Annotated in this window: 6 protein-coding genes and 1 pseudogene; 3 read left to right on the top strand and 4 right to left on the bottom strand. The window is 42.4% G+C overall.

Annotated features, from left to right (window positions below):
• Positions 1-307: 307 nt before the first annotated feature.
• The 3 genes and pseudogenes from O9332_RS27500 to O9332_RS27490 form a co-directional block, all read left to right on the top strand.
• Positions 308-433: pseudogene (locus O9332_RS27500) on the top strand (DUF4334 domain-containing protein); the annotation flags it as partial.
• Positions 434-495: 62 nt separating this feature from the next.
• Complete coding sequence (locus tag O9332_RS27495) at positions 496-1,146, top strand: methyltransferase family protein (protein WP_002758219.1); 651 nt, start codon at positions 496-498, stop codon at positions 1,144-1,146.
• A 668-nt stretch (positions 1,147-1,814) separates the two neighbouring features.
• Positions 1,815-3,626, top strand: a complete 1,812-nt coding sequence (locus O9332_RS27490) for a proline--tRNA ligase (protein WP_002758218.1) — start codon at positions 1,815-1,817, stop codon at positions 3,624-3,626.
• 222 nt (positions 3,627-3,848) lie between these two features.
• Here O9332_RS27490 and O9332_RS27485 read toward each other — a convergent pair whose 3' ends face one another.
• From O9332_RS27485 to sufD, 4 genes are all read right to left on the bottom strand, one after another.
• Positions 3,849-4,103, bottom strand: coding sequence for a type II toxin-antitoxin system HicB family antitoxin (locus O9332_RS27485; protein WP_043998973.1), 255 nt, complete (start codon positions 4,101-4,103; stop codon positions 3,849-3,851).
• A gap of 277 nt (positions 4,104-4,380) precedes the next feature.
• Positions 4,381-5,877, bottom strand: coding sequence for an RluA family pseudouridine synthase (locus tag O9332_RS27480; RefSeq protein WP_288028194.1), 1,497 nt, complete (start codon positions 5,875-5,877; stop codon positions 4,381-4,383).
• A 157-nt stretch (positions 5,878-6,034) separates the two neighbouring features.
• A complete protein-coding gene (locus O9332_RS27475; protein WP_288028192.1) occupies positions 6,035-7,297 on the bottom strand; it encodes a SufS family cysteine desulfurase in 1,263 nt (420 codons plus the stop codon).
• Between the two features lie 55 nt (positions 7,298-7,352).
• Positions 7,353-8,678 carry a Fe-S cluster assembly protein SufD gene (gene sufD / locus O9332_RS27470; RefSeq protein ID WP_288028197.1) on the bottom strand — a complete coding sequence of 442 codons (1,326 nt, stop codon included), beginning with the start codon at positions 8,676-8,678 and terminating at the stop codon, positions 7,353-7,355.
• Between the last annotated feature and the right edge of the window lie 59 nt (positions 8,679-8,737).

The following is an 8,737-nucleotide window of genomic DNA, read 5'->3' as shown; positions in this document are numbered from 1 at the left end:
TAAATCCTTATCTGGCAAGAGACTTAATTGATTAGTTCGCTCTAGATCAAAAACAATTGACAAAAATCGCCAAATGTCTTTCTCTATAAGAGTTTCATTCCTTATAATCCTGTACGTTGCATAAGACAAACCGAAGAACCGATTTTATTAAATTGTATTTGTAAGTACAACTTTGGATAGGAAAGTGTGTTTATTAACAATGCGCCAGTCTTTGGTCTTAGGTAGTGCGGTGTCTTAACCCAAGCGACAAAACTGCGATCGCCGTTAACCTGACAGACCAGATTGGAAGCTGGTGCTGATGATCTAGGATTATTCGCCGATTAATGACTCTTTTCGGAAATTAGAGGACAATACCCTGCCAGTAATTATGGATTTTAACAACTTTCCCCGACCTTTCTTTTTTATTCTCAAGCGATGTCAAAGACCGGATTGAAACGTTAGTAGTTATAATTGTTTAGCACTCGATCAACAGGATTGATTTCTACTTTGAAGAAAATGAAGATAAAACACGCGATTAATTGGCATAAATTTCTGACTTTTCTAATTATATTGGGCTTAATGGCTTTTTATAATAATTTTACCCCGCTCGCTTGGATATACCTTGCCCTACACGGAACTTACGGTCTGATGTGGCTGATCAAGGATAGATTATATCCAGATCAACAATGGGAAAAAGAAATACCGTTGGCTATGGGAATATTTACCTTTATCGTTCTCGGTTTGTATTGGGCTGCCCCTTTTATTATTGTTAGCGGGAAGGTCACGGCCGCCGCTCCTTTAATATCCGCAGCCATAGCGATCAATATTATGGGGGTATTTCTCCATTACGGTAGCGATGCCCAAAAGTATTTTACCCTTAAATATAGGGAAGGATTGATCACCGAAGGTTTCTTTAGTCGTAGTCGCAATCCCAACTATTTAGGAGAGATTTTAATTTATCTGAGTTTTGCCCTGTTAGCCCAACATTGGCTCCCTTTTCTGATTTTGGGGGGATTCATCGCCGGGGTCTTCATTCCCAATATGCTTAAAAAAGACCGCTCCCTCTCCCGCTATCCTGAATTTGACGCTTACAAAGCGAAATCCGGATTGCTATTACCCAAGCTAATAAACTCCCGTCTGGATGCTCGCCAATCCACTCAAACCTAAGCAAAGTTAAGGTCTTTCTCTGAAACCGCAGGGTGCGCTATTAAGTTTCATTTAGGGGGAGCATCTCATTTATGCAAGTGAGTAATTATACTTATCCCTAAAACTGGTTTCTAGCAAGGCTTTTAAAATAGCTTGACATAAAACCTGATTTAGGGGTTACAAAGGTGAGATGCTCCCCATTTAGGGGGTATTACCTCACCCACTTTGACAGAAGGGAGTTATGGTCGGTTAAGCGTCAAAACATCGAGGCTTTTCCTTGATCCCAGTAATGTAAACTTTGATTAAGAGAAAGATTTCTAGCCCCAATCCGATGTTATATTAATAATTGAAGCTAAAGAAAAAAGCTTCCCTGACAGATCGACTGGCAAGGTTATAAAGGTCAAGTTCACAAAGGAGTAAACCCTGTTAAAGTTACATTCTGTCTCGATAACGACGGTAACAGCGATCGACCTGAACGCTCATATTTCCTAGAGTAGAGAACAAGGGAGTTAGGCAATTGGAACTAGAGTTCAATGCGTCTCCAACCAGTCTCAAGTTGTGAGGGGAAATACCTGAGAATCGGTAAACTGATCGCTGTTATTGTTTGTCAACACAAGTAATTGATCATTGCAGTCGCTCTCCTTTGATGAGATAATAGAAAGTCTTCTGTTCAAAAGGATATCGATAGGATGCGACTCTCTCAACAGCTTTTTGTCACCCTCCGGGAAGACCCGGCCGAGGCGGAAATACCCAGTCATAAATGCTTGGTGCGTGCCGGTTACATTCGTCGCATTGGCAGCGGTATTTACGCCTATTTACCCCTGATGTGGCGGGTTTTACAGAAAGTCTCCCAGATAGTCCGGGAAGAAATGAACAAAGCCGGCGCCCAAGAATGTTTACTTCCCCAACTGCAACCGGCGGAACTCTGGCAAGAATCAGGCCGTTGGGACACCTACACAAAAGCAGAAGGGATTATGTTTGCCCTGACGGACCGGCAAAAGCGGGAGTTAGGATTAGGACCGACTCACGAAGAAGTAATTACTGCCGTCGCTCGTGATTTAATTCGTTCCTATCGACAATTACCAGTTAATTTATATCAGATTCAAACTAAATTTCGCGATGAAATTCGCCCTCGTTTTGGTTTAATGCGGGGACGAGAATTTATTATGAAGGATGCCTATTCTTTCAATCTTGACGAGGAATGTTTAAAGAAAACCTATCAAGCGATGGATATAGCTTACCGCAATATTTTCCGCCGTTGTGGGTTAGCTTTTCGGGCAGTAGAAGCCGATTCTGGAGCGATTGGCGGTTCCGCATCCCAAGAATTTATGGTCTTAGCTGATGCTGGAGAAGATGAGGTTTTATTTACCGCCGATGAAAAGTATGCGGCTAATATGGAAAAAGCCGTTTCTTTGCCGGCAGATAAAGTGGCTTCTCCCTTGAAAAAGTTTGCTAAAAAAGAGACTCCTAACACCAACACGATCGAAAGTTTAGCTAAATTTCTCGATTGTTCTGCCACTGCTATCGTCAAGAATGTTCTCTACGAAGTGGTTTATGATAGCGGCATAACTGTTTTAGTTTTGGTGAGCATTCGGGGCGATCAAGAGGTTAATGAAGTTAAACTACAAAATGAATTAGTTAGACAGGCGAGCCGTTACAATGCTAAAACAATTTTGGCTTTAAAAATCCCCGATGCTGCCGCTCAACAGAAATGGGCAACTAAACCTTTACCTTTGGGTTATATTGCTCCCGACTTAGAAGATAATTTGCTCAAAAAAGCCAGCGATATAGCTCCTAAGTTTTTACGCATAGCAGACAACACGGTGACAGACTTAGAAAACTTTATCACCGGTGCTAATGAAACGGGGTTTCATGTAGTGGGAGCCAATTGGGGTCAAGATTTTATCTTACCGGAATTAATCGTCGATCTACGCAAAGCCCAGGTAGGCGATCGAGCTATTCATGATCCTAATCAAACCTTGCAAAGTGCTAGAGGAATTGAAGTCGGTCATATCTTCCAATTGGGCTATAAATATTCTCAAGCTATGAATGCTTTTTATACTAATGAAGCGGGAGAATCTACCCCCATTTGTATGGGTTGTTATGGGATTGGAGTATCGCGTTTAGCCCAGGCAGCCGTAGAACAATCCTACGATAAAGATGGTATTATTTGGCCCGTAGCTATTGCCCCCTATCAAGCGATTGTGGTTATTCCTAATTTAGCCGATGCCGAGCAGGTAAAAACCGCCGAAAGTTTATACAATGAGTTAAATCAAGCCGGCATTGAAACCCTTTTAGATGACCGGAATGAACGTGCGGGAGTTAAGTTCAAAGATGCGGATTTAATTGGGATTCCCTATCGCATTGTCACGGGTAAATCTCTCAAATCGGGTAAGGTGGAATTAGTCGAAAGAGCCAGTAAAAAAGCGTCAGAAGTAGCAATTAATGAGGTGGTTTCCTATTTAAAAACTGCTATTTCAAAGGTAAATGCTTCTGATTAAGTGATTAAATATACAGATAATTTGCTTAATTTCTTGAAAAACTTCTAAAAAAGGAGCTTTTGAGATTACTATATTATCTTTATGTCGATTTCTCTCAAAGCAAGTCTCAATCAACAAATTCAATCTCCTTAATGATGGCGATTTTTTGCTGTATTTTCTCAAGCATATAGTACTGACGACCGACTCCTGACTACCGGCTCCTAACCCCACCAACAAACTTTTTCAGCAGACCCTAATTAAGACTTGATCCAGTGGAATATGAGTCAGAAAAAATGTTTCTCCTTCCGAATCTCGCAAAGCTTCTAGATAGGCATCAATTCCTCGCGGTTGGGGACAATTTTCAACATCTGCCAAATGCAAAGCCAAAGCCGATCGCATTTGCTCCGTTGTTTCTTCTAAAGTCGCCCCTGTTGGTACACACCCTACTACATCGGGTGAATAAGCGGAAAATCCCGTTTCACTTTTTTCGAGAACAATTAGATAGGGCTTGCTGAAAAATTTTTTCCTGGGGGCTGGGTGTGGGGTGTGGGGTGTGGGGTGTGGGGTTTTATCGATTTTCAGGTGGTCAACTACCTAATTTTCAGGGAAAAAGTACCTGAATTTTCCCCCCAATCACTCCAATGGTCGGCACTTTTTGAGGGAAAAAAAGTCTAAAAACCTTATCCAACAAGGTTTTTAGATTTATTCAGCAAACCCTATTTAACCCCAGTTCGGGTTACTATAGCTAATTTTTGGCTGTTAGCAATTATAGCTCTCAAAAGGGGGTGGGAATGATGAGATCAAGTTTATTTTCGGTCTGAGGATGACGAAAAGATAATTGTTTAGCGTGTAGGTGTAAACGGTCGGACTGCTTACCATTGTACAAGCGATCGCCTAAAATTCCTATCCCTAATCCCTGTTGACTATGAACACGAATTTGATGGGTTCTTCCCGTGTAGGGAATAAATTCTAGCCGAGAATAATTGCCTTCTTTACCGACAACTTTAAAATAGGTTTGACTAGCTTTCCCCCTTTGCCAGTCCACAGTTTGATAGGGTCGATTTTGCGGATTTCCCCAGAGAGGTAGGTCAATTATGCCTGATTCTCGCTCAATAATTTCTGATAATATAGCTTCGTAGATTTTCTCCACTTCTCGCCGTTGAAATTGTTGGGATAAACAACGATAAATATCTAAACTTTTAGCTAGTAATAATAATCCCGAAGTTTCTCGGTCTAAACGATGAACGGGAATGAGATTTTTTCCCTGACGACGAAAACGATTGACCACAGCATCTTGACTATCTTGATAACGTCCTGCTACCGATAATAATCCCGCGGGTTTATTAATAGCAATTATTCCCTCGTCTTCATAGATAATTTCTAGGGATGAACGTAAACCAGAGAGTAAAAAACCCATGAGAGGTTGACATCTTTCTTGACAAGCGCCATAAAATTCTCCCTGTTTTCTATCTCGATTCGATTCTCCCCACCAAAATTCGGCCATGGCGACAGGTTTTAATCCTTTCATGGCGGCATAATTTAATAATTTCGGGGCGCAACATTCCCCTGTTCCCGTCGGTAACAAATTACTGCCCATCAATTTAGCCAAGGAGAGAGATTGTCCAGAAAAGTTGTTTAAACAGTAGGATTGATACAGCAATTCCTGTAACTGTTTGGAGAGGTTCCTACGCTGTTGCTTAAGTTCAATAATTCTCTGATTGGCTAAGTTTATTTTCTCAATTAAGGGTTTTAAAACTTGTTTTTGTTCCTGTTTTAATTGCTTTCTTTCTCTTTTTTCCTGACGACTGATATTATTTAATTTTTCTAATTCTTCTGGGTTTAAATCTCCTAAATTTCTTAACCTATCTCGTTCCTGTTTATGGTTTTGATGTTGTTGCTGTAAAGCTTGTATTTTACGCTCAAAATTTGCTTGATTGAGTCGATATAAATTATGTTCGGGAATTGATTGTAGGGTAATAATTTCCTGTTTAATTGTTTCTAAAAGTTGCAAAACTCGCTTTTCTTCCAGCACAATTTTTTCTCTCCCCACTAGGGACGGAACCCAGCCAGCAGCTTCTCCCTGTCCAGAAAAAGCTTTTAAAACTTCTATTTCGCCAGCAGCATTTTCTCCTAACAAAATTCCATACATTTTACCTTGAGGATTGGTGATAGTTGTCATCAAATCTTGGGCAATTTTTTCAGCCAAAAGAGTGCGGGGCAAGCGCAATAACTCGCCCGTTTCTGGACAAATTCCTTGATAATAATATAGCATTTCCTAAGCTAGTGAGGTACACCTATTTTTCTTCCCTTTTGCCTTCTGCCTCTTGCCTTTTGCCTAAAACCCATAACTTTTGTACCTCAGCAGACTGAAAAACGCTATAAGTAACTTCCTTCACTCTTTAAGAACAGGAAAAGGGCTAGAGATACCCCTAAGAAAAACAATTGGCAAAGAAATCAATAGTTTCCTGTAAAGCGACAATAAAGCGATCGATTTCTTCGCGGGTATTATAAAAATATAGACTTGCCCGCGCGCTGCCGGAAGCATCAAAAAAGCGGTGTAGAGGTTGGGTACAGTGATGACCGGAGCGAATAGCGATTCCTTCGTGGTCTAATAAAGTGGCTAAATCACTAGCATGAATCCCTTCCACATTAAAGGCGGCTAAACTAGCCCGACCTTGGCCTGTTAAACTAGGTGGCGGCCCGTAAATTCTTAAACCCTCAATTTCTCCTAATTTTTTGAACAAATGGGCGGTTAATTCTTCCTCGTAGGCATGAATATTATCCATCCCTAAACCCATTAAATATTCTACCGCAGCGCCGAGAGCAATCGCTTCGCCAATAGCGGGGGTTCCCGCTTCAAATTTGTGGGGCAGTTCGGCACAGGTAAAATGGTCTAAATAGACTTCCGCAATCATTTCGCCACCACCAAAAAAGGGCGGCATTGCCTCTAAAATCGCCTCTTTGCCGTACAAAAATCCAATACCAGTGGGGGCGCACATTTTATGACCACTAGCCACCAACCAATCACAATCTATGAACTGCACATCAATGGCTAAATGGGGGACACTTTGACAGGCATCAATTAATACTTTCGCCCCGACTTGATGGGCAAGGCTGACTATTTCGGCAACGGGATTAATACAGCCTAATGTATTAGAAACATGAAGGACAGCAACTAATTTAGTTTTGTCAGATAACAAAGATTTATATTGTTCTAAATCAAAGCTTTCGTCGCTGGTTAATGGCACATATTTAATCACCGCCCCCGTCTTTTGGCAGACAATTTGCCAGGGGATTAAATTACTGTGGTGTTCCATGACCGAGAGAATAATTTCATCCCCTGCTTTCAGGGTATTTAATGCCCAACTGTAGGCGACTAAATTAATCGCTTCCGTGGCGTTGCGAGTATAGACAATTTCCTGACGAGAAGCGGCATTAATAAACCTAGCCACCTTATCTCTGGCCCCTTCGTAGGCTTCCGTTGCCCGGACACTTAAAGTATGCGCCCCCCGATGCACATTAGCGTTATCTTTTTCGTAATAGTTTCGCAGGGTTTCTAATACTTGAATGGGTTTTTGGGAAGTGGCGGCACTATCGAGATAGATAAGGGGTTTATCGTGTACGGTTTGATGGAGGATAGGGAAATCGGCGCGGACTTTTTGGGCGAGGGTTTTTTCTTGGATAATTGTCATTTTAGTCAGGAGTCAGAGGGGTACTTTGGGCAGGTTGACACCCACCCCGGTAGAGTTATTCCACACTGCGACAGGCGACGCATTGCCCCAATCTTTGGCGGAGGGATTCTAGAGGAATTTTAGCTAAAATCTCGGCCGAGAAAGCATCAATTAACAAACTGCGGGCGGTGTCGGTGCTTAAGCCCCGGCTTTGCAGATAGAATAAATCATCGGCTTCCAGTTGGCTAACGGTTGCCCCGTGGGAACATTTGACGTTATCGGCGGTAATTTGTAATTCGGGTTTGGTGTTGACTCGTGCCTTGTTAGAAATTAACAAATTCCGATTTAACTGGGAGGCGTTGGTTAATTGGGCGGGTTTGGGAACAAACACTTTACCATTAAAGATAGCGTGAGCGCTACCATCAACGATACATTTATGCAGTTGCTTGGTGATGCCGTGGGGATGGTTGAGATAGATGGCGCTGTGGGTATCGGTGGTTTGTTGTCCAGTAATCATGGCTAATCCGTGCAGATTTGTCTCGGTTTGTTCTCCTTTTTGCAGGATATCGAGGTTATGACGGCAGAGTTTAGCTCCTAGATTTATCTCGTTGAGAGTGTAACGGCTATCGCGCCCTTGTTCAATTATCGTGCGTCCGATGTGAAAACCATCTCCCGATTCCCGTTGTACTCTGGTATGGATGACCTCGGCGTTGGCTTCGAGGTAAATTTCTGTGACAGCGTTGGTAAAATAAGAGTAATTTACAGGTAAATCGGAGCAATGTTCGGCTAAAGCCCCGTAATTCTCGATAATATTGACACTAGCTCCTGTTTCCGCCACGATTAGGCTATGGGGCTGATAAAAGCGGGGAATTTCCTCCACAACGGTGATAAATAGGAGATGTATCGGGGTTGTGACGACGGTGTTAGCGGTGACGTGAATTACTGCTACATCGCTTAAGCCAGCTTGGTTGAGTGCGGTAAAAAATTCGGGCGTTTTTTCTTTGCCTAGATAGTTGACAAGAACATCTTTTTGTGCATTGGCGAGATTGCTGACGCTGACACCGGGGGGTAAAGCGGAGATATCGGACAATTCAGGCTGATAAATGCCGTTAACGAAGACTAGGTGGCTGTTTTTGGCTTCGGGCAGCAAAAAAGTAGCTAGGGCATTTTTATCGATTGTAACGGTTTGGGGGACGCGAAAATCGATCGCCCAGAGTTGACTTAAATCGGTGAATTGCCATTCTTCGTCTTTTCTGCCCGGGATGGCTAATTCTTGAGCTTTACTGGCTCCCGATTCTCTTAATTCGAGAATTTTACCGTTATCGATAGTGGGAACCGTTTCTCGCGACAATTTTAACAATAATTCTCCTGATTGTTCAGGTTTCGTGATTATGGCTGTCATTGGTAAGTGGGGGTTGGTGGGTTGGGGTAGTGGGGTGTAGGGTGTGGGGTGTGGGGTGT

Source organism: Microcystis sp. LE19-10.1B (genome assembly GCF_027530565.1).
Lineage (GTDB): Bacteria > Cyanobacteriota > Cyanobacteriia > Cyanobacteriales > Microcystaceae > Microcystis > Microcystis aeruginosa.
Note: the sequence above shows the minus strand (reverse complement) of the source record. Positions and strands in the feature narration are given on the sequence as shown.